19 protein-coding genes are annotated in these 21,199 nt (G+C 73.9%); 11 read left to right on the forward strand and 8 right to left on the reverse strand.

Going from position 1 to position 21,199, the window contains the following annotated elements; all coding sequences use genetic code 11:
* Positions 1-30: 30 nt before the first annotated feature.
* The 3 genes from ACFYYT_RS35180 to ACFYYT_RS35190 form a co-directional block, all read right to left on the reverse strand.
* A complete protein-coding gene (locus tag ACFYYT_RS35180; protein ID WP_267088344.1) occupies positions 31-591 on the reverse strand; it encodes a SigE family RNA polymerase sigma factor in 561 nt (186 codons plus the stop codon).
* A gap of 206 nt (positions 592-797) precedes the next feature.
* Complete coding sequence (locus ACFYYT_RS35185; protein WP_351828791.1) at positions 798-1,757, reverse strand: A/G-specific adenine glycosylase; 960 nt, start codon at positions 1,755-1,757, stop codon at positions 798-800.
* A 23-nt stretch (positions 1,758-1,780) separates the two neighbouring features.
* Positions 1,781-2,395, reverse strand: coding sequence for a phosphatase PAP2 family protein (locus ACFYYT_RS35190; RefSeq protein WP_351828789.1), 615 nt, complete (start codon positions 2,393-2,395; stop codon positions 1,781-1,783).
* 160 nt (positions 2,396-2,555) lie between these two features.
* Between ACFYYT_RS35190 and ACFYYT_RS35195 the strand changes: the two genes are divergently transcribed.
* Positions 2,556-3,371, forward strand: coding sequence for a hypothetical protein (locus ACFYYT_RS35195; RefSeq protein WP_351828786.1), 816 nt, complete (start codon positions 2,556-2,558; stop codon positions 3,369-3,371).
* 45 nt (positions 3,372-3,416) lie between these two features.
* Here the strand turns inward: ACFYYT_RS35195 and disA are convergent, their stop codons facing one another.
* Positions 3,417-4,541 carry a DNA integrity scanning diadenylate cyclase DisA gene (gene disA / locus ACFYYT_RS35200; RefSeq protein WP_351828784.1) on the reverse strand — a complete coding sequence of 375 codons (1,125 nt, stop codon included), beginning with the start codon at positions 4,539-4,541 and terminating at the stop codon, positions 3,417-3,419.
* Between the two features lie 186 nt (positions 4,542-4,727).
* A complete protein-coding gene (gene radA, locus ACFYYT_RS35205) occupies positions 4,728-6,143 on the reverse strand; it encodes a DNA repair protein RadA (RefSeq protein WP_351828781.1) in 1,416 nt (471 codons plus the stop codon).
* Positions 6,144-6,361: 218 nt separating this feature from the next.
* Between radA and ACFYYT_RS35210 the strand changes: the two genes are divergently transcribed.
* On the forward strand, positions 6,362-8,200 hold the full coding sequence (locus ACFYYT_RS35210) for a hypothetical protein (RefSeq protein WP_351828780.1): 1,839 nt from the start codon (positions 6,362-6,364) through the stop codon (positions 8,198-8,200).
* A gap of 28 nt (positions 8,201-8,228) precedes the next feature.
* On the opposite strand, the gene ACFYYT_RS35215 is transcribed toward ACFYYT_RS35210, so the two are convergent.
* Positions 8,229-9,029, reverse strand: a complete 801-nt coding sequence (locus ACFYYT_RS35215; protein WP_351828778.1) for a hypothetical protein — start codon at positions 9,027-9,029, stop codon at positions 8,229-8,231.
* Positions 9,030-9,091: 62 nt separating this feature from the next.
* Between ACFYYT_RS35215 and ACFYYT_RS35220 the strand changes: the two genes are divergently transcribed.
* The 4 genes from ACFYYT_RS35220 to ilvD all read left to right on the forward strand — a co-directional run bounded on the left by ACFYYT_RS35220 (position 9,092) and on the right by ilvD (position 13,586).
* Positions 9,092-10,018 carry a Ppx/GppA phosphatase family protein gene (locus ACFYYT_RS35220; RefSeq protein ID WP_351828776.1) on the forward strand — a complete coding sequence of 309 codons (927 nt, stop codon included), beginning with the start codon at positions 9,092-9,094 and terminating at the stop codon, positions 10,016-10,018.
* A 101-nt stretch (positions 10,019-10,119) separates the two neighbouring features.
* Positions 10,120-10,947 carry a sugar phosphate isomerase/epimerase gene (locus ACFYYT_RS35225; protein ID WP_351828774.1) on the forward strand — a complete coding sequence of 276 codons (828 nt, stop codon included), beginning with the start codon at positions 10,120-10,122 and terminating at the stop codon, positions 10,945-10,947.
* Positions 10,944-11,615: a TetR family transcriptional regulator gene (locus ACFYYT_RS35230; protein WP_351828771.1), complete on the forward strand. Its 672-nt coding sequence runs from the start codon at positions 10,944-10,946 to the stop codon at positions 11,613-11,615. The genes ACFYYT_RS35225 and ACFYYT_RS35230 overlap by 4 nt, the downstream gene beginning before the upstream one ends.
* 120 nt (positions 11,616-11,735) lie before the next feature.
* Positions 11,736-13,586, forward strand: a complete 1,851-nt coding sequence (gene ilvD, locus ACFYYT_RS35235) for a dihydroxy-acid dehydratase (RefSeq protein WP_351828769.1) — start codon at positions 11,736-11,738, stop codon at positions 13,584-13,586.
* A gap of 27 nt (positions 13,587-13,613) precedes the next feature.
* Here the strand turns inward: ilvD and ACFYYT_RS35240 are convergent, their stop codons facing one another.
* The gene (locus ACFYYT_RS35240; RefSeq protein ID WP_388610568.1) at positions 13,614-15,773 is read right to left on the reverse strand and encodes a serine/threonine-protein kinase; all 2,160 of its coding nucleotides are present in this window, start codon (positions 15,771-15,773) and stop codon (positions 13,614-13,616) included.
* A 106-nt stretch (positions 15,774-15,879) separates the two neighbouring features.
* Here ACFYYT_RS35240 and ACFYYT_RS35245 point away from each other — a divergent pair, with 106 nt between their 5' ends.
* From ACFYYT_RS35245 to proC, 5 genes are all read left to right on the forward strand, one after another.
* Complete coding sequence (locus tag ACFYYT_RS35245; RefSeq protein ID WP_351831402.1) at positions 15,880-16,182, forward strand: peptidase; 303 nt, start codon at positions 15,880-15,882, stop codon at positions 16,180-16,182.
* Positions 16,183-16,305: 123 nt separating this feature from the next.
* A complete protein-coding gene (locus ACFYYT_RS35250; protein ID WP_351831404.1) occupies positions 16,306-16,836 on the forward strand; it encodes a hypothetical protein in 531 nt (176 codons plus the stop codon).
* A 142-nt stretch (positions 16,837-16,978) separates the two neighbouring features.
* Entirely contained in the window at positions 16,979-17,779 is an 801-nt protein-coding gene (locus ACFYYT_RS35255) for an ABC transporter ATP-binding protein (RefSeq protein WP_351831407.1), read from the forward strand.
* Positions 17,776-18,513, forward strand: coding sequence for an ABC transporter permease (locus ACFYYT_RS35260; RefSeq protein ID WP_351831410.1), 738 nt, complete (start codon positions 17,776-17,778; stop codon positions 18,511-18,513). The genes ACFYYT_RS35255 and ACFYYT_RS35260 overlap by 4 nt, the downstream gene beginning before the upstream one ends.
* Positions 18,514-18,612: 99 nt before the next feature.
* Entirely contained in the window at positions 18,613-19,422 is an 810-nt protein-coding gene (gene proC / locus ACFYYT_RS35265) for a pyrroline-5-carboxylate reductase (RefSeq protein WP_351831411.1), read from the forward strand.
* A gap of 24 nt (positions 19,423-19,446) precedes the next feature.
* Here proC and trpS read toward each other — a convergent pair whose 3' ends face one another.
* Entirely contained in the window at positions 19,447-20,454 is a 1,008-nt protein-coding gene (trpS, locus tag ACFYYT_RS35270) for a tryptophan--tRNA ligase (protein WP_351831414.1), read from the reverse strand.
* Between the last annotated feature and the right edge of the window lie 745 nt (positions 20,455-21,199).

A 21,199-nucleotide genomic window follows, 5' to 3' on the forward strand; every position in this document is an offset into this window, starting at 1 on the left:
GAGAGCTTTTCCCGCTCAGTTCTTGGCCCGTCAGGCCGCGCACCGCTCCCGCCCCTCGTACCGGATGGTGTGGTCGCCGCGTTCGAGCGCACGCATGTCCAGGTCCCGGCTCTCCAGCTCCTGACGGAGCCGGGCCAGGGCGCGGTGGAGTGTGCTCTTCACGGTTCCCGCCGACATACCGAGCGCCGCGGCCGTTTCCTCGGTGCTCATCTGCTCCCAGTGTCGCAGGACCACCACACTGCGCTGCTTGGGCGCGAGCACCTTGAGGATGTCCATGAGCAGGGCGCGGTCGGCGCGCTGGTCGGAGCCGTCCTCGACGGAGGCGTCCGGGAGCTGCTCGGTGGGGACCTCGTCGAGCTTGCGGGCCCGCCACCACTCGGTCCGGGTGTTGATCATGACGCGCCGCAGGTAGGCGTCGGCCAGCGATTTGTCGGCGATGCCCTCCCAGCGGCCGTAGGTGCGCACGAGGGCGGTCTGGAGAAGGTCCTGGGCATCGGTGGGGTCCGGAACCAGGCGCCGGGCACTGCGCAGCAGGGCGTCCTGCCGGGTGCGTACGTACTCTTCGAATTCGAGTACCTCGCCGTGCGCCATCTCAGACCGCCTCCGTTCCGACCAACCGCTCATCCGCTGGCTTACGGATCCGAAGGTACGGACGGCTTGTCACGGCACTGTGCGGACCAGCCTTCGGTGGACGCACGGACACCCGTAGGTTGTGTAACAGTGCCTGTGAGCTGCGGTTTCCCGGCCCGAAGCGGAATGTTGTCGTCAACTTCGAGCCGGGTACGAGGCTCCCGCGATCAGGACCGCGCGGTCTGCGGCAGCCGGTACATGCCGTGCGCCAGCGGCTCCACGAGGCCGTCGGACACCAGCCCGTCCAGCGCCCGCGCCCGCTGCACCGGTTCGTCCCAGACGGTGTCCAGCACCGACTGCGGAACCGGCCCGACCGCCTCGCGCAGCACGGCCAGCAGCTTCCCGCGCACCTGCCGGTCCGTGCCCGCGTACGTCTGACCGCGCCGCGGCGGCCCGTCGTGCGCGGGCTTGCCCGCCAGCCGCCACGCGCACAGGCCCGCCACCGGGCAGCGCGCGCAGTCCGGGCTCTTGGCCGTGCACACCAGCGCGCCCAGCTCCATGGACGCCGCCGCCCAGCGCGCCGCCGTCGCCTCGTCCTCGGGCAGCAGCTCCCGGGCCAGGCGCCGCTCGGCGGCGGTGGTCGCGTTCGGGGGGTACTCGACCCCGGTGGAGGTACGGGCGAAGACCCGGCGCACATTGGTGTCCAGCACCGCGTGCCGCTGCCCGTACGCGAAGGAGGCCACCGCGGCGGCCGTGTACTCGCCGATCCCCGGCAGCGACAGCAGCTGCGCGTGGTCGCGCGGTACGTCGCCGCCGTGCCGTTCCGTTATCGCGACGGCGGCGCCGTGCAGGCGCAGCGCCCGGCGCGGGTAGCCCAGGCGCCCCCAGGCCCGTACGGCCTCGCCCGGCGCCTCGGCGGCCAGGTCGGCGGGGCGGGGCCAGCGGGCGAGCCACTGCTCGTACACCGGCAGGACCCGGCTGACGGGGGTCTGCTGGAGCATGAACTCGCTGACCATCACCCCCCAGGGGCCCGCCTCGGGACGGCGCCAGGGCAGATCGCGGGCGTGCTCGTCGAACCACGCGATGACGGGGGAGTGCAGCGCGCGGGCGGCCTGCGGAGGACCGGCGGCGCGGCCGGCGGCGGGGCCGGCGGTGGATGCGGACGCGGATGCGGGAGATGCAGTCATGGCAATCGGCATCCTGGCACGTTTCACCCCTGCCGTGCCCGGGCCCGACCGGTGAACCAGACGGCCGCGGGGTTGCCGCTCGCCCGTACGGCGGCCGTCACCCGGGCCAGCGGGGAGGCGAGCGCCAGCACGGTCAGCGTGCCCAGGGAGGCGCCCAGCAGCAGCCCCATGGCCGCGTCGTGCGGGTAGTGCACCCCGACGAAGACCCGGGAGAAGGCCATGAGCAGCGCGACCGGCACGGTGAGCAGCGCCAGCCGGGGCACGGCGAGCGCCAGCGCGACGGCGGCCGCGCCGGCTATCGCGGAGTGGTTGCTGGGGAAGGACCAGTCCCCGTACGGGGGGCAGGGCACCAGCGGGGGGAGCGCCCCGGCCACCGCCCGGCAGGGGCGCTCCTCGTCGACGGTCGACTTCACCAGTTCGGAGGCGACGTAGACGAGCGCGGTGGCCAGCGGCGCGAGGACGGCCAGGGCCATGGCCCGGGGGTCGGCCCGCCCGCGCGCCCGCCACCAGACGGATATGAAGAGCAGACCGAAGAGCAGCAGCCCGTATTCGGTCCACGCCTCGAACACCGCGCGCACCCAGGGCGGCGTGGTGTGGGCGAAGTCGGTGACGGTGCGGTAGAGGGCGGAGCTGTCCATGGTCACTGACGGTACTGGGCGTCAGGTCGCGTCCGTGTCAGCCGGTTGGCCGGTTACCGGCGCTCGCGCGTAGGCCCGCAGGATGATCATCGGCAAAACCCGCCGCGCGGGCGGCATGGGGCGCACTGATCGCGGCGGGAGTTCTCGTAAGGTTCGGTGCGTGGGATCTCTGCGCAATCCGGTCGGGCCGCTCCCCTCCTCCATTTACTGGCGACGGAGGGCCGTTCTGGCGTCCGTAGCGGCGCTGTTGGCGCTGCTCGCCGTATGGACCGTCACTTCCGGCGGGGGGAAGTCGAGTACGAACGGCAAGGGCGGCGACGGCTCCGGACCCGTGCGCACGATCACCCCCGGGCCCTCCGGGTCCGGGCCGGCGATCAGTCAGGCGCCGGGCGGGCGGGGCGACTCGGGCACCGGCGCGGGCGGCTCCGGCGGTGGCGGGGGCGGCGCCGGCAAGAACGGCGAACCCGGCGGCGGCAGCGGCTCGGGCTCCGGCTCCGGTTCGGGGGGCGGCTCCGGCTCCTCGGCGGGCTCGAACGGCTCATCGGCGCAGGTCCCGGCGGACTCGCCGCTGCCGACGTGCCCGGCGACCGCGTTGCAGTGGGAGGTCAAGAGTGTCAAGAACGAGTACGAGACGAACGAGAAGCCCCGTCTCGAACTGATCGTCCGCAACATCTCCGCGAGCACCTGCAAGTTCGGGCTCGGGCCGAAGCAGGCGGTGGTGACGATCTTCCAGACGCAGGGCGCGAAGGCGGTGTGGTCCTCCGCGGACTGCCCGACGGGCGCGGCCGAGGCGTTCTTCCGGCTGCCGGCGCAGGGGGAGACCAAGCAGCCGGTGGAGTGGGACCGCAGGCCGAGTGCGGCGGACCAGTGCCAGACGCCTCCGGCGGGCACCCCGGCCCCCGACACGTACGTGGTCGAGGTCAAGGCCCCGGGTCTGCCGGTGGCCCGCACCTCCTTCGTTCTGAAGCAGGACTGAGCGCCCGTCGAAGCGCCCGGCTGCCCGCCGGGCGGGGCCGCAGGGTCAGACGTAGCGTTCCAGGATGGACGATTCCGCCAGGCGGGACAGGCCTTCGCGGACGCTGCGCGCGCGGGCCTCGCCGACGCCGTCCACCGTCTGGAGGTCGTCCACGCTCGCCGCGAGCAGCTTCTGCAGGCCGCCGAAGTGCTCGACGAGCCGCTCGATGATCGCCCCCGGCAGCCTCGGCACCTTCGCCAGCAGCCGGTACCCGCGCGGCGACACCGCCGAGTCCAGGGTCTCCGGCGAGCCGGTGTAGCCCAGCGCCTTCGCCACGATCCCCAGCTCCAGCAGTTCCGGATGCGTCAGCGCGTCCAGCGCCGGCAGCGCCTCCTCCACCGTGCGGGAACGCTTCGCCGTGGGTTCCGGAACGTAGTCCCGGACCACCAGCTCCCGTTCCTGCTCGATGCCGACCGTCAGCTCGTCCAGCTGGAGCGACAGCAGTCGCCCGTCCGTGCCCAGTTCGACCACGTACTCGGCGATTTCCGTCGCGATCCGGCGGACCATTTCCAGCCGCTGGGCGACCGCCGTCACGTCGCGCACCGTGACCAGGTCCTCGATCTCCAGCGCGGACAGCGTCCCCGCGACCTCGTCCAGGCGCAGCTTGTACCGCTCCAGGGTGGCCAGCGCCTGGTTCGCCCGGGACAGGATCGCCCCGGACTCCTCCAGGACCCGCCGCTCCCCGTCCACGTACAGGGCGATCAGCCGCATCGACTGGGAGACGGACACCACCGGGAAGCCGCACTGCTTCGAGACGCGGTCCGCGGTGCGGTGCCGGGTGCCGGTCTCCTCCGTCGGGATCGACGCGTCGGGCACCAGCTGTACGCCGGCCCGCAGGATCTTGGTGATGTCCTTGTCGAGGATGAGCGCCCCGTCGAGCTTGCACAGCTCGCGCAGCCGGGTCGCGGTGAACTCCACGTCCAGGACGAAGCCGCCGGTGCACATCGACTCGACGCTCTTGTCCATGCCGAGGACGATGAGCCCGCCGGTGTTGCCGCGGACGATCCGCTCCAGACCGTCACGCAGGGGCTGACCAGGTGCGACCGCGCTCAGTGAGGCGCGCATCATGGCCTCCTGCTTGGAGCTCGCGCCCGACTTGCCGGATGCTGCTGCCCCGTCCTTGGCTGCCACTGCACTCCTCCGGTCGCGGGTTGCGCCGCCTGCGTACAGCCGGGCGGACCAGCACAAAGTCTACCGGCGCGGGCTGTGCGCCCGCCGTGCCTTGGCGCGCATCGCCCGGACCGGGGCCCGTACGGGGGTCCGTGGGGGCCCTCTGACCTGCCGCCGGACCGTCCCGGCCCCCTTCGGCGGAGCCCGTTATTCCGCTGCGCGCTCCTTCGCCGGGGTGCGCGAGCGCCCGCGCGGCAGGACCCGTAGGGCGTCCCCCACGTCCGCGACCTCGGTCACCTTCATGCCCGCCGGAACCTTCCCCGGATCCGATGGCACCAGCGCGTGCGTGAAGCCGAGCCGGTGCGCCTCGGCGAGGCGGCGCTGTACGCCGGTCACCCGCCGGACCTCGCCCGCCAGGCCGACCTCGCCGATGGCCACCAGGTTCTTCGGGAGGGGCACGTCGCTGGCGGCGGAGGCCAGGGCCAGCGCGATGGCCAGGTCCGCGGCCGGCTCGGTGAGCTTCACGCCGCCCACGGTCGCGGAGTAGATGTCCCGCTTGCCCAGGGCGGTGATCCGGCCGCGCTGCTCCAGCACCGCCAGCATCATCGAGACGCGCGAGGTCTCCAGGCCGGAGGTGGTGCGGCGCGGCGAGGGGATCTGCGAGTCGACGGTGAGCGCCTGCACCTCGGCGACCAGCGGGCGCTTGCCCTCCAGGGTCACGGTCAGGCAGGTGCCCGGCACCGCCTCGGCCCGCCGGGTCAGGAACAGCCCGCTCGGGTCGGCGAGTCCGGTGATGCCCTCGTCGTGCAGTTCGAAGCAGCCGACCTCGTCGGTGGCGCCGTAGCGGTTCTTCACGCCGCGCACCAGGCGCAGCCGCGCGTGCCGGTCGCCCTCGAAGCTGAGGACCACGTCCACGAGGTGCTCCAGCAGGCGGGGGCCCGCGATGGCGCCGTCCTTGGTGACGTGGCCGACGAGCAGGGTGGCCATGCCCCGCTCCTTGGAGGCGCGGATCAGCGCCCCGGCCACCTCGCGGACCTGGGCCATGCCGCCGGGCGCGCCGTCGATCTCGGGGGAGGCGATGGTCTGTACGGAGTCCAGCACGAGCAGGGACGGCTTCACCGCGTCGAGGTGGCCCAGTACGGCGGACAGGTCGGTCTCGGCGGCGAGGTAGAGGTGGTCGTCGATGGCGTTGATCCGGTCGGCCCGCAGCCGCACCTGGCTCGCCGACTCCTCGCCGGTCACGTAGAGGGTGGGGTGGTCCCCGGAAGCCGCCTTCGCCGCGACATCGAGCAGCAGCGTCGACTTGCCGACGCCAGGCTCGCCCGCCAGCAGGACGACCGCGCCCGGCACCAGGCCGCCGCCCAGGACGCGGTCCAGCTCGTCGACACCGGTGCTGCGGGCCGTCGCGGTGCGGCCGTCGACCTGGCCGATGGGCAGCGCGGGCGCGGAGACCCGGCCGGCCGCGGTGGTCCGTACGGCGGGCGCGCCGCCCATCTCCTCCACGGTGCCCCAGGCCTGGCACTCGGGGCACCGGCCGAGCCATTTCGCGGTCGTGTACCCGCACTCGGAGCAGCGGTAGGACGGCCGGTCCTTGGCGGATGAACGAGATGTACGGGCAGCCATGCGGCCACGGTAGCCGCCCGCACCGACAACGCCGGCCGCCGTCGGCCCGCCCCGGGGCCCCGGCCCTCCTCCGCGCCTCCCCGCGTGCCTCCCTCCGCGTCTCCCCCCGTGCCCGCCGTCAGGGCCGGTGTCAGCACAGTGGCGATCTGTTCACCCGTAAGGACTAAAACTGCTGAAGGCTTCCGGGCCGTCAGCGGCGTGCCGCCTACGGTCGCCAGGTGAACAGCAGCAACCAGCCAGACCCCGCATCGCGCACCGGCGCACACCGGGCGCACGGGCGCACGCCCCCCGCGGATCCGGCGGGACACCGGGCGTCCCCGGACGAGCAGCCGCCGCCCTCCCGGCACGAGCCCTACCTCGACGGCCTGTTCACCTACTGCCTGTCCGTCCTCTGCGACCACGACACCGCCACCGAGGTGCTCGGAGACGTGCTCGCCGTCGCCGAACGCCATCCGGGCCGGTGCCCCGACGAGGGGGACCGGCGGGCCTGGCTGTACGCGCTCGCCCGCTGGGCCTGCCTGCGCAGGCTCGCCGAACGGCGGCGCGCACGCCTCGGGGCGCATTCCGCCCGGCGCGCGCCGGAGCACACGGACTCCGTCCATGCGCCGTCCGGGACGTCCGGGCCCTCCGGGACGTCCGGGCCGGCCGAACCGTCCGGGCCGTCTACGGGGCCCGGACCCGACGTGAGCGCCTACCGCCGCACCGAGCTGGCCCGGCTCGCCTGGCCCGAGGCCGCCGGGACCACCCCCGAGCAGCGCGAGGCCCTCGAACTCGCCGTTCGCCACCGCCTCGGCGTCACCGAGCTCGCCGCCGTCATCGGCGCCCCGCCCGCCGCCGCGCGCGAGCTGCTGTCCGGCGCGGCCTGCGAGGTGGAGCGCACCCGCGCCGCCCTCGCCGTCGTGGAGAGCGGGAACTGCCCCGCCGTGGCCCGGCTCACCGGCGAGGAGGGCGACGGCGGCGACGGCAACGTGCTGCTGTCCAGCACCCTGCGCGCCGAGCTCGTGCGCCACGTCGACGACTGCCCGCGCTGCCGCCGCGCCGCCGAACGCGTCGGCGCCGGCTCCCCCTGGCCCGGCACCGGCGGCGTCCACGCCGCGCTCCCCCTGGTCCCCGCCCCGCGCCGCGCCGTCCACGCGGCCATGCTGCGCTCCGGCCGGCGGCGCGGTGGCCGTCCCGGCCCGCGCTTCGACCGCACCGGCTTCCCCATGGACCCCAGGGACCGCGCCGCCCGCCGCGACCGGCTCCGGGCGCGGGCCGTGACCACCACCGTCGTCGCCACCGTCGTCGCCGCGCCCGTCCTCGCGCTGTGGGCGGCGTACCGGGGCGCCCCCAGCACCGGCGAACCCGTCGGGGGCGACGGCACCCGCATCTCCGCCAGCGAATCGCGGATCCCGCCGCCGTACGCCGCCGAGGGACGCCCCCTGACCGCGTACGAGAACACCGGCAACACCGCCCGCACCACCGGCGAGCCCGGCTTCGCCCCCGGCGACGAGGTCCCCGACGTCTCCGTCGAGGTCATCAGCGCGGGCGCCCCCGCCGGCCCGGAAGCGGGCGGCCCCGGCGCCCCCGGCCACCTCACGGTCGCCGCCACCACCCACGGCGGCACCACCCTGCTCACCCTCACCGCCTCCGGCGGCGCCCCCGTCGACTGGCGGCTCTGGTCGGACGCGCCCTGGCTGCGCGCGAGCCAGACCGCCGGGAGGCTGGCGCCCGGAGAATCGGTCACCCTGCGCATCACGGTGGACACCCTCGCGCAGCCCGTCGGCGCCTGGAGCGCCCGGGTCGGCGTGGACCCGGCGGGCGCGGTGATCTCCATCCAGGGGCGCGGCCGCCCGGCCCCCGTCCCGGACCCCCCGCAGCCCACCCCGACCCCGACGCCCACACCGCCCGACCCGACGCCGGACCCCACGCCGCCGCCGACTCCCACACCGACGCCCACGCCGACCCCGACCCCGACCCCCACGCCCACCGCGACCCCGGCCCCGACGGACCCGCCGTCCCCGGAGCCCTCCTCAGGAGGAACGGTTACCCCGGACCCGGCCCCGCCGACGCCCTAGGAGGCCGCGCCCGCGTTCCCCGGGCCCGCTAGGCGGGGTCCGCCGGGTGCGGGGCCATCGGCAGCAGGGAGGACAGCCGCGCCTCGCACAGTGCCACCAGCGCCTCGTACCCCTCCCTGCCCATCAGCTCCGTCAGCTCGGCCCGGTACGACACGTACACCGGCTGCCCGGCCCCGTGCGCGGAGGTCGCCGACGTGCACCACCAGTGCAGGTCGTGGCCGCCCGGCCCCCAGCCCCGCCGGTCGTACTCGCCGATCGACACCTGGAGCACCCGCGTGTCGTCGGGGCGCTCGATCCAGTCGTACGTACGCCGGATCGGCAGCTGCCAGCACACGTCCGGCTTGGTCTCCAGCGGCTCCTGGCCCCCCTTGAGGGCCAGGATGTGCAGCGAACAGCCGGCCCCGGCCGGGAAGCCGGGCCGGTTCAGGAAGATGCAGGCCCCGTCCCAGCGACGGGTCTGCTTCTCCCCGTCGTCGTCGAACTGCGTCCACCCGGACTCGCTGCCCTCGTCGTGGAACTGCCACAGCTCGGGCGTCAGCCGCGCCACGTGCTCGGCGACCCGCTTCTCGTCGTCCTCGTCGGAGAAGTGCGCGCCGAGCGTGCAGCAGCCGTCGTCCGCCCGGCCGGCCTGGATGCCCTGGCAGCCGCTGCCGAAGATGCAGGTCCAGCGGGAGGTCAGCCAGGTCAGGTCACAGCGGAAGACCTGTTCCTCGTCGGCGGGGTCGGGGAATTCCACCCAGGCGCGGGGGAAGTCGAGCCCCTTCTCGTCCGGCTCCTTGCCCTTGTCCTTCTTCGACCGGGTCTTGTTGGCCTTCTTCGTATTTGGCACATTCCCCAGCCTAAGGGCCCCTTGGGTCACCCCCGCGCGTTGCGCCCAGTAGCGTTTCCCGCATGAGACTCGGTGTCCTCGATGTGGGTTCGAACACGGTGCATCTGCTGGTGGTGGACGCGCACCCCGGCGCGCGACCGCTGCCCGCGCACTCGCACAAGGTGCAACTGCGCCTCGCGCAGCTGCTCGACGAGCGCGGCGCCGTCACCCCCGAGGGCGTCGAGCGGCTCGTCTCGGTGATCGGCGGGGCCGTGCAGGCCGCCGAGGACAAGGGCTGCGAGGACCTGCTGCCCTTCGCGACGAGCGCGGTGCGCGAGGCCACCAACGCCGACGAGGTCCTGGCCCGGGTCAAGGCCGAGACCGGGCTGGAGCTGCCCGTGCTCAGCGGGCAGGACGAGGCCCGGCTGACGTTCCTCGCGGTCCGCCGCTGGTTCGGCTGGTCGGCGGGCAAGCTGCTGGTCCTCGACATCGGCGGCGGCTCGCTGGAGATCGCGTACGGGATCGACGAGGAGCCGGACAAGGCCGTGTCCCTCCCGCTCGGCGCGGGCCGCCTCACCTCGGGCTGGCTCCCGGGCGACCCCCCGGACCCGGCGGACGTGAAGGCCCTGCGGCGGCACGTGCGGACCCAGATCGCCCGGACGGTCGGCGAGTTCAGCCGGTTCGGGGCGCCGGACCACGTGGTGGCCACCTCCAAGACCTTCAAGCAGCTCGCCCGGATCGGGGGCGCGGCCCGGGAGGCGGACGGCCTGTACGTGCAGCGCGACCTGACCCGCAAATCCCTGGCGGAGTGGGTCCCGCGCCTCGCGGACATGACCATCGCCGAACGCGGCGCCCTCCCCGGCGTCTCCGAGGGCCGGGCCGCGCAGCTGCTGGCGGGCGCCCTGGTGGCCGAGGCCACGATGGACCTCTTCGGCGTGGAGGAACTGGAGATCTGCCCGTGGGCGCTGCGCGAAGGCGTGATCCTCCGCCGCCTGGACCACCTGCCCTAGCGGAGCCCGCAAGCGGGTGTCCGGCGGGCGTGGCACCGGCATGGAGACGGGTTCGGGGGCCGGGCCGCCCCGGCGGGGCGGGTGCCCCGTAACCTGTCCCCGTGGCAGAACCAGTCCGTCCCCCGACCACCACCGCCCCGAAAGTCGCCCTCTCCACCGCCTCCGTCTACCCGGAGTCCACGGCGACCGCCTTCGAGATCGCCGCCCGCCTCGGCTACGACGGCGTCGAGGTCATGGTCTGGACGGACCCGGTCAGTCAGGACGTCGACGCCCTGCGCCGCCTGTCGGACCACCACGGCGTGCCGATCCTGGCCATCCACGCCCCCTGCCTCCTCATCACCCAGCGCGTCTGGTCCACCGACCCCTGGACCAAGCTCCAGCGGGCCCAGACCGCGGCCGAGAAGCTCGGCGCCGGCACGGTCGTCGTCCACCCGCCGTTCCGCTGGCAGCGCCAGTACGCGCGGGACTTCGTCTCCGGGATCTGGCGGATGGCCGACGAGACCGACGTCCGGTTCGCCGTCGAGAACATGTACCCCTGGCGCTACCGCGACCGCGAGATGCTCGCCTACGCACCCGAGTGGGACGTCACGAAGGACGACTACCGGCACTTCACCCTCGACCTGTCGCACACCGCGACCGCCCGCACGGACGCCGGCGCGATGATCGACCGGATGGGCGACCGGCTGGCCCACGTCCACCTCGCCGACGGGAACGGCTCGGCGAAGGACGAGCACCTCGTCCCCGGCCGCGGCACCCAGCCCTGTGCCGAGCTGCTGGGCGGGCTCGCCCGGTCCTCCTTCGACGGGCACGTCGTCATCGAGGTCAACACCCGCCGGGCCATGTCCGCCGCCGAGCGCGAGGCCGACCTCGCCGAGGCGCTGGCCTTCACCCGCCTCCACCTGGCGAAGCCGGCCCGGCGGCGGCCATGACGGACCCCGCGGACCCCGCAGACCCCACCGGACCCGCAGAACCCACCGGCCCCGCCGGCCCCGTCAAGCGGCGCCGCGGTCCCGGCCGCCCCCGCCAGGACGAGGCCGACGACGGCCCCGGCACCCAGGAGCGGATCCGTCTCGCCGCCCGCGAGGTCTTCGCCGAACGCGGCTACGACAAGACCTCCGTACGCGGCATCGCGAAGGTCGCCGGCGTGGACCCGGCCCTGGTGCACCACTACTTCGGGAGCAAGGACGACCTCTTCGCCGCCGCCATCGAGGTGAGCATGGAGCCCGCCCTGGTGGTCCCGGCGATCATCGGCGAGGGTCCCGACGGCATCGGGGAGCGCCTGGCCCGCTACTTCCTCGGCATCTGGGAGAACCCCCTCACCCGGGCCCCGCTGCTCGCCGTCATGCGCTCCGCCCTCACCCACGAGGCCGCGGCGAAGGTGCTGCGCGGCCTGATCCTGCGCCGGGTGCTGGAGCGGGTCGCCGCCGACCTCGACGTACCCGACCCGACCTTCCGGGCCGAACTGGCCGCCTCGCACATGATCGGCATCGCGATGCTGCGCTACGTCGTCCAGGTGGAGCCCATGGCGTCCGCGGACCCGGAGCGGATCATCGCCCTCGTGGCGCCCGCGCTCCAGCGCTACCTGACCGAAGAATGAGCCCGCCGTCCCGGCATCCGGACGACCTGTCCGGATCGCGGGCGGTGGGCGTAGCCTCGTAACCGAGCCATATCCGCAGTCGCGGCTGACCGTACAGCCGCACTCATGGGGAGTGAACGCATGCCCGAGCTGAGGTCCCGCACCGTCACCCACGGCCGCAACATGGCAGGCGCTCGTGCGCTGATGCGCGCGTCGGGCGTAGCGAGCGAGGACATCGGCAAGCCGATCATCGCGGTCGCCAACTCGTTCACCGAGTTCGTCCCGGGCCACACCCACCTGGCGCCGGTCGGCCGCATCGTCTCGGACGCGATCCGCGCCGCGGGCGCGATCCCCCGCGAGTTCAACACCATCGCGGTCGACGACGGCATCGCCATGGGCCACGCCGGCATGCTCTACTCCCTGCCCTCCCGCGACCTCATCGCGGACAGCGTGGAGTACATGGTCGAGGCGCACTGCGCCGACGCCCTGATCTGCATCTCCAACTGCGACAAGATCACCCCCGGCATGCTGATGGCCGCCCTGCGCCTCAACATCCCGGTCGTCTTCGTCTCCGGCGGCCCGATGGAGGCCGGCCAGGCCACCCTCGTCGACGGCACCGTCCGCAAGCTCGACCTGATCGACGCCATGGTCGACGCCTCGAACGAGAACGTCTCCGACGAGGACGTCCTGCGCATCGAGGAGAACGCCTGTCCCACCTGCGGCTCCTGTAGCGGCATGTTCACCGCCAACTCGATGAACTGCCTCGCCGAGGCCATCGGCCTGGCCCTCCCCGGCAACGGCTCGGTCCTCGCCACGCACACCGCCCGCCGCGCCCTGTACGAGGACGCCGGCCGCACGGTCGTGGAGATCACCAAGCGCTACTACGAGGACGGCGACGCGTCCGTCCTGCCCCGCAACATCGCCACCCGCGAGGCCTTCGAGAACGCCATGGCCCTCGACATCGCGATGGGCGGCTCCACGAACACGATCCTGCACCTCCTCGCGGCGGCGCAGGAGGCGGGCCTGGAGTACGACCTCACCGACATCGACGCCGTCTCGCGCCGCGTCCCGTGCCTGTCCAAGGTCGCGCCGAACGTGGCGCCCGGCGGCACGTACTACATGGAGGACATCCACCGCGCCGGCGGCATCCCCGCCATCCTCGGCGAGCTGCACCGCGGCGGCCTCCTCAACAAGGACGTCAACACGGTCCACTCCGACGGCCTGGAGGACTGGCTGGCGAAGTGGGACGCCCGCTCCGGCACGGCCACCGACACGGCCATGGAGCTGTGGCACGCGGCCCCCGGCTGCAAGCGCTCCGCCACCGCCTTCTCGCAGTCCGAGCGCTGGGAGACCCTGGACCTCGACGCCGAGGGCGGCTGCATCCGCTCGGTGCAGCACGCGTACTCCAAGGACGGCGGCCTCGCCGTCCTGCGCGGCAACATCGCGGCCGACGGCTGCGTCGTCAAGACGGCCGGCGTCGACGAGTCGATCTGGACCTTCGAGGGCCCGGCCGTCGTCTGCGAGTCGCAGGACGAGGCCGTCGACAAGATCCTCCGCAAGGAGATCAAGGCGGGCGACGTCGTCGTCATCCGCTACGAGGGCCCGCGCGGCGGCCCCGGCATGCAGGAGATGCTCTACCCGACCTCCTTCCTCAAGGGCCGCGGCCTCGGCAAGGTCTGCGCCCTGGTGACGGACGGCCGCTTCTCCGGCGGCACCTCGGGCCTGTCCATCGGCCACGCCTCCCCCGAGGCGGCCTCGGGCGGCGACATCGCGATCGTCGAGGACGGCGACCGGATCCGCATCGACATCCCGAACCGCTCCATCGAGCTCCTCGTCGACGAGGCCACCGTCGCCGCCCGGCACGAGGCCCTCGGCGGCGTCTACGCGCCGAAGAACCGCGAGCGCAAGGTCTCCGCGGCCCTGCGCGCCTACGCGGCGATGGCGACCAGCGCCGACAAGGGCGCGGTCCGCGACGTCAGCCGCCTGGGCTGACCCGTACCTCCCCCGCCCCGCCGGGCCTCACCACCCGGCGGGGTCCCGCGTCCCGACGGCGAACACGCTCCCGTCGGGCGCGGACCCGTACACCCGGCCGTCGGCGACGACGGGCGCGGGCAGGGTCGCGCTGAAGGTGTCGTGCCCGGTGCCCATCCGGGGCCTGGTCTGCCCGGCCAGCCGCCCGGCGGCCGCGTCGACGGCCAGCAGCCGGCCGTCCGCCGCGCTGAGGAACACCCGGCCGTCGCCGACGACGGGCTGCGAGGACAGGGCCGTACCCGTCTCCAGCCGCCAGCTCTCCCGGGCCGCCCCGACGGCCGCCAGCCCGCCCGACGTACCGACCGCGTACACGGTCCCGTCGGGCCCCACCGCCGCCTGCGCGTCGAAGAGCGGGGACGCCAGCCGGGTGCGGACCACGGCCCGGGTCGTCAGGTCCACGCGGACGACCTCGGTCGTCTTGGACTCCGCGTCCTTGTCCAGCAGGTGCAGCGCCCCGTGCGCCGTCCCCACGGGCCGCAGCCGCCCCTCGGCCTGGACCCGCCAGTCCTCCGCACCCGTCCGCGGGTCCACGGCGGCCAGCTGGGTCGAGGCCGTGCCGGTCCCCGACGTCGCCAGGTACAGCACCGCCGGCCGCGCGTCCGCCGGGCCGCCCCACCACACCGAGCCCGCCCTGCCGATCTGCTTCGTCCACAGGGACCTGCCGTCGGCCGGGTCCACGGCGCTGACGCCGCCGTCCGCGCCGACGAGCAGCACCGAGCCGCCGGCCACGATCACCCGGGCCCCGCCCGGCAGGCTCCGCTTCCAGCGCGCGGCCCCCGAACCCGGATCCAGCGCCTGGAGCGCGCCGCTGCCGGAGGCCACGCTGAGGACCAGGCCGCCCGCGTACAGCGGAGCCCCGTCCCGGTCCCCGCGCTGCTCCGCGCCGGCGGCCGGCGCGGACCACAGCACCGCGCCGGTCGCCGGGTCCAGCCGGGCGGCGGCCACCCCCGGGGCCCGGCAGAACAGGCCCCCGGCCTGCCACGAGCAGGCGGGCCCCGGCCCCGGGCTGTCCGGCTTCGCCAGCGTCACCTCCCACGGGGCGAAGGCCCGCTGCGCCGCCGCCGGGGCCCCCGCCGGGGACGGCTCCCGCGGCGTGCCGAAGCGGAGGTACCCGCCCAGCGCCGTCCCCGTCAGCAGCACCGCCACGGCCGCCGCGACGGCGAGCCGTCTTGCGCGCCGCCCCCGTACGGGAGCCTGCGCCGACGGCCCGGCGGGCGGTGGGGCGGCGGCCTGCGGGGCGGCCACGGCGATCCCGTCGCGCCGGTGGGTGGGCTCCTCGGCGGGGACGGGCCGCCGCGGCTGCGGTATGAAGGCCTGCGTGTCCTCGGCCGTACGGCAGGTCACGGTCCGGATCTCGGCGATCAGCGCGTCGGCGGTCGGCCGCTCCGCCGGATCCTTCGCCAGGCAGCGGGCCACCACCGGCACGAGCCGCGCGGGCAGCCCCGTCAGATCGGGCTCGCTGTGCACCACCTGGTACGCGACGAGGTAGTGGCTGTCGGAGTCGAAGGGCCCGCGCCCGGTCGCCGCGTGCACCAGCACCGCGCCCAGCGCGAAGACGTCGGCGGCCGTCCCGACCTCGCGGGGCGACTGGAACTGCTCCGGCGCCATGAACGGCGGCGTCCCGATCAGCTTGCCGGTCTCGGTGCGCAGGTCGCTGTCGGCCGGGCGCGAGATGCCGAAGTCGATGACCCGCACCCCGTCCGGGGCCATCAGCACGTTGCTGGGCTTCAGGTCCCGGTGCACGACCCCCGCGCGGTGGATGTCCCGCAGGGCCTCCGCCAGCCCGGCGGCGAGCCGGGTCAGCTCGCCGGCGTCCAGCACGCGCTCGCGCACCCGCTCGGACAGCGTCGGCGCGTCGACGAACAGGGTGGCCATCCAGGGCCGTTCGGCATCCGGGTCGGCGTCCACGACGGGCGCGGTGAACGCCCCGCTCACCCGCCGCGCGGCCGCGACCTCCTGGCGGAACCGCGCCCGGAACTCGGGGTCCACCGCGTGCTGCGCGTGCACGACCTTGACGGCGAGTTTCAGCCCGGAGCTGGAGGCGGCCAGATGGACGACGCCCATGCCGCCGGAGCCGAGCACGGATTCCAGCCGGTACCGCCCGGCGTATTCCGGGAACCCCGCGTAGTCCGCACGCAGCGACTGCACCGCTCACCACCCCCGCCGGAGCCTAGTCGATGGCCCGTGGGAACATCCAAGGGCTTGCTACCCTGCGCGCGTTGCGCAGCGCAACACCCATGGGGGGAGAATTCACATGTCCGTCGAGAACGAATCCGGCCAAGTCCAGAGCCTGGCGGCCGAGTCCGGCTTCCAGCGGTTCCCGGTCGCGCCCGGCTACAGCGTCAACGTCCGCAGCGGCCCCGGGACGGGGTACTCCATCGTCGACACGCTGCCGGTCGGCGCGGTCGTCTCGGTGCGCTGCCAGTGCCCCGGCACCACCGTCAGCGGCCCGTACGGCACGACGAACGTCTGGGACTGCATCGGCAACGGAGAGTTCGTCTCCGACGCCTACGTGAAGACGGGCAGCGACGGCTACGTCGCTCCCCGCTGCGGCTGAGCCGGCCCGGCCCCGCCCCGGGCGGCCTCTCCGGAGACCGCCCGGCCGGGACGTGCGGCCCTCACCGTTCTGCCACGTGAGACACCCCGGGCCGGCGCGCCGCCACGAGGGATAATCGCCGGTGTGAGCGACGACCAGCAGCGAGACCAGAGCCTCCCCGGCGCCCCCGCGACCGAGCCCGCGGCGGGCCCACGGCCCGAGCCGATCCGGTTCTTCGGCACGAGCTGGGTCGAGCACGACAACGGCTACGCCCTGCGCCGGGCCGGCGCCGCCGCCGGCTCGCTGATCGGCGCCGTCGCCGCCGCGTACCTGCTGCGCCTCGCGTACGAGGGCCTGGAGATCGGCAACGTCGGCCCGTTCCTCAGCATCTCCGTCGTGGTGCTCTTCGCGATCGCCAGCTCCATCGCCTTCGCCAAGACCTGGGAGTCCTTCGGCCGCCGCCCCGCGCCCTCCTCCGACGAGGCCGCCCTCAAGGGCCTGAAGGCGATCGGTTTCATCGGCTCCCTCATCGCGTACTTCCTGCGCTGCCTCGTCGAGGCCCCGGGCGAGAAGCTCCGCCGCGCCGAGTACGAGCGCGCCGTGACCGAGGCGGCCCGCCGCCGCAGCACCCGTACGGGCAACCCGGCCGCCCGCCGCCCCAAGCGCAAGAAGTAACCGCGCGGGGCCCCCGGCCGCACCGACTCCGACGGCCCCGCACCGACTCCGGCGACCCGCACCGACTCCGACGGCCCCGCACCGATTCCTCCGACCCCGCACCGATTGACGTCCCGGCATCGCCGGGAGCATTATTCATCACATGATGAATAACCAGCGGGAGGCGTCGGCCCCACCCGCCGTCCACGCCCACGGCCTCACCGTCCGCCGCGGCACCGGCCGCACCCCCCGCACCGTCCTCGACGACCTCGCCTTCGACGTCCCCCGCGGCCGCATCACCGGCCTCCTCGGCCCCTCCGGCTGCGGCAAGTCCACCCTCATGCGCGCCGTCGTCGGCACCCAGGCCCACGTCACCGGCACCCTCGACGTCCTCGGCCACCCCGCCGGCCACCCCCGCCTGCGCTCCCGCGTCGGCTACGTCACCCAGGCGCCCTCCGTCTACGACGACCTCACCGTCCGGCAGAACCTCGACTACTTCGCCGCCGTCCTCGACCCCGGCCGCGCCGCCGCCGAACGCCGCCGCGAGACCGTCACCCGCGCCATCACCGACGTCGACCTCACCACCCGCGCCGACGCCCTCGCCGGCAACCTCTCCGGCGGCCAGCGCAGCCGCGTCTCCCTCGCCGTCGCCCTGCTCGGCGCCCCCGAACTCCTCGTCCTCGACGAACCCACCGTCGGCCTCGACCCCGTCCTGCGCCGCGACCTGTGGAACCTCTTCCACGACATCACCGCCACCCGCAGCGCCACGATCCTCGTCTCCTCCCACGTCATGGACGAAGCCGAGCGCTGCCACGACCTGCTCCTCATGCGCGAGGGCCGCATCCTCGCCCAGGACACCCCCGACGCCCTGCGCACCCGCACCCACGCCACCACCGTCGAGGAGGGCTTCCTGCGCCTCGTCGACGAAGCGAACGCCCTCGCAGCCCAGGAGCAGAACCGATGAACACGGCCCGCACCACCGCCACCGCCGCCCGCGTCCTGCGCCAGCTCCGCCACGACCCGCGCTCCATCGCCCTGATGCTGCTGGTCCCCGTCCTGATGCTGATCCTGCTCCGCTACGTCTTCGACGGCAGCCCGCGCACCTTCGACGGCATCGGCGCGTCCCTCCTCGGGATCTTCCCCCTCATCACGATGTTCCTCGTCACCTCCATCGCCACCCTGCGCGAACGCACCTCCGGCACCCTGGAGCGCCTCCTGGCCATGCCGCTCGGCAAGGGCGACCTCATCGCGGGCTACGCCCTCGCCTTCGGGGCCGTCGCCGTCGTCCAGTCCCTCCTCGCCACCGGCCTCGCCCTGTGGGTCCTCGGCCTCGACGTCGTCGGCTCCCCCTGGCTGCTCCTCCTCGTGGCCCTCCTCGACGCCCTCCTCGGCACCGCCCTCGGACTCTTCGTCTCCGCCTTCGCCGCGTCCGAGTTCCAGGCCGTCCAGTTCATGCCGGCCGTGATCTTCCCGCAGCTGCTCCTGTGCGGCCTCTTCGCGCCCCGCGACACCATGCAGCCGGTCCTCTCGGGCCTCTCCGACGTCCTGCCGATGTCCTACGCCGTCGACGGCATGACCCAGGTCCTCACCCACACCGACATGACCGCCGACTTCGCCCGCGACGCCGTCGTCGTCGCCGCCTGCGCCCTCCTCGTCCTCGCCCTCGGCGCCGCCACCCTCCGCCGCCGCACCCCGTAGGCCGCCCACGGACCGGACACCCGCCCCGCCCGCCGGGCCCCGGGTGCAAGGATGAGTGGGTACGTGCTCCTGACGTCCGTTCGGCGAGGTGAACCCGGCATGACCCAGACAGTCGCAGTCCTCGGTACCGGCAAGATCGGCGAGGCCCTGCTCAGCGGGATGATCCGCGGCGGCCGGCCGGCGGCCCACCTGCTCGTCACCGCCCGCCGCCCCGAACGCGCCGAGGAGCTCCGTACCCGCTACGGCGTCGAGGCCGTCAGCAACGCCGAGGCCGCCAAGCGCGCCGACATCCTGATCCTCACCGTCAAGCCCCAGGACATGGGCAAGCTCCTCGAAGAGCTCGCCCCGCACGTCCCCGCCGACCGCCTGGTCATCAGCGGCGCCGCCGGCGTCCCCACCTCCTTCTTCGAGGAGCGGCTCGCCCCCGGCACCCCGGTCGTCCGCGTCATGACGAACACCCCCGCCCTCGTCGACGAGGCGATGTCCGTCATCTCCGCCGGCAGCCACGCCACCGCCGCCCACCTCCAGCACACCGAGGAGATCTTCGGCGGCGTCGGCAAGACCCTGCGCGTCCCCGAATCCCAGCAGGACGCGGCCACCGCCCTCTCCGGCTCCGGGCCCGCCTACTTCTACTTCCTCGTCGAGGCCATGACCGACGCGGGCATCCTCCTCGGCCTGCCCCGCGCCCAGGCCCACGACCTCATCGTCCAGGCCGCCATCGGCGCCGCCGTGATGCTCCGCGACAGCGGGGAGCACCCGGTCAAGCTCCGCGAAGCCGTCACCTCCCCGGCCGGTACGACGATCAACGCCATCGTCGAGCTGGAGAAGCACGGCGTCCGGGCGGCCCTGATCGCCGCCCTGGAGGCGGCCCGCGACCGCAGCCGCGAACTCGCCTCCGGCAACAGCTGACGTACGGAGCGCAGTCCGCAGGACCTACGCGTACGTGGGCGCCAGCAGCCCGATCGCCCCGTACGCCCGGTCCACCACCGGCCGCGCCAGGGCCCGGGCCCGCCCGGCGCCCTCGCGCAGCACCCGGTCCACCTCCCCGGGATCCGCCGACAGCAGGGCGTGCCGCTCCCGCAGCGGCCGCAGCAGCTCGATCACGGCCTCGGCGACGTCCCGCTTCAGCGGCCCGTACCGCGCGTACTCCCCGGCGAGCTCCTGCGGCTCCCGGCCCGTACAGGCCGCCAGGACGTCCAGCAGGTTCGCCACCCCCGGCCGCGCCGCACGGTCGTAGACGACCCCGCCGTCCCCGCTGTCGGTCACGGCCCGCATCACCTTGCGGCGCACCACCTCGGGCTCGTCGAGCAGGTAGACGATCCCCGCCCCGTTCTCGTGCGACTTCCCCATCTTCGACGTCGGGTCCTGGAGGTCCATGACCCGGGCCGCCACGGCCGGGAGCGTCGCCCTGGGCACGGTGAAGGTGTGCCCGTACCGCTGGTTGAACCGCACCGCCAGGTCCCGGGCCAGCTCCACGTGCTGCCGCTGGTCCTCACCCACCGGCACCTCGTCCGTCCGGTACGCCAGGATGTCCGCCGCCATCAGCACGGGATACGTCAGCAGCGACAGCCGTACGCCGTCCCCCGCGGCCTGCGCGCTCGTGGCCTTCTCCCGGTACTGGATCATCCTGCGCAGTTCCCCGTCGGTGGCGGTGCACTCCAGCAGGTACGCCAGCCGCGTGTGCTCGTCGACGTGGCTCTGTACGTAGAGGGTGCACCGCTGCGGATCCAGCCCGGCGGCGAGCAGCAGCGTCGCGGCCTGCCGGCTGAGCCGCCGCACCCGCGCGGGATCGTGCTCGACGGTCAGCGCGTGCAGGTCGACGACGCAGAACAGCGCCTCGTCCGGCTCCCGGTCGGCGGCGACCCACTGCCGCACGGCCCCCAGGTAGTTCCCCAGTGTCAGGTGCCCGGTCGGCTTGACGCCGCTGAAGATCCTCGTCATGTCCCGCTCTCCCTCAGTGCGTGGTGTCGGGGCCGCCGTTCCGGGCGGCCGCCCCACTCCCGGGAGGGGAGGAAACGAAAACGGCCGCCGAAGCGGCGGCCGTGAGCGCATGCGTGCTCGTGTGGATGGTCGGCCGCCGTCAGGCGGCCCACCAGCGCAGGCTGAGCGTGAGCGCATGCGTAGTCATGGGAACCAGCGTAGCCCGGGGCGGGCGAGGAGGAGGGGAGGTTTCCCCCAGGTCTGCCGGGGGTTGACACGTACGTACCCGGTCCGTAAGGTTCTTCGAGTTGTCCGAAGTGAGCGCCGACCCCGGTCGGTCCCCGGACAGCCATCCCGCACCTACACATTCGAACGTACCGACGCATCCTGTCGTCTCGTTTTCATGCGTATTTGCGAATGAGGAATCCGCGTTCCAGGACGCAGCCGCCGATTGGCTTCGGGGGCAGGGAATCCGCTACTGTCTCACTCGCCGGAAGGGCCCAACAGCCCGGAAAGCCCATCCCGCTGACTGGGAGTCAGGCCCGAAAGGGTCTGATAGAGTCGGAACCGCCGGAAAGGGAAAGCGCGAAAGCGAAGGACCTGGAAAGCGCCGAGGAAATCGGGCCCGAAAGAGTCTGATAGAGTCGGAAACGCAAGAACAGAACAAAACGAAGCCCGGAGGAAAGCCCGAGAGGGTGAGTACAAAGGAAGCGTCCGTTCCTTGAGAACTCAACAGCGTGCCAAAAATCAACGCCAGAAGTTGATA

Source organism: Streptomyces sp. NPDC002032 (genome assembly GCF_042890765.1).
Lineage (GTDB): Bacteria > Actinomycetota > Actinomycetes > Streptomycetales > Streptomycetaceae > Streptomyces.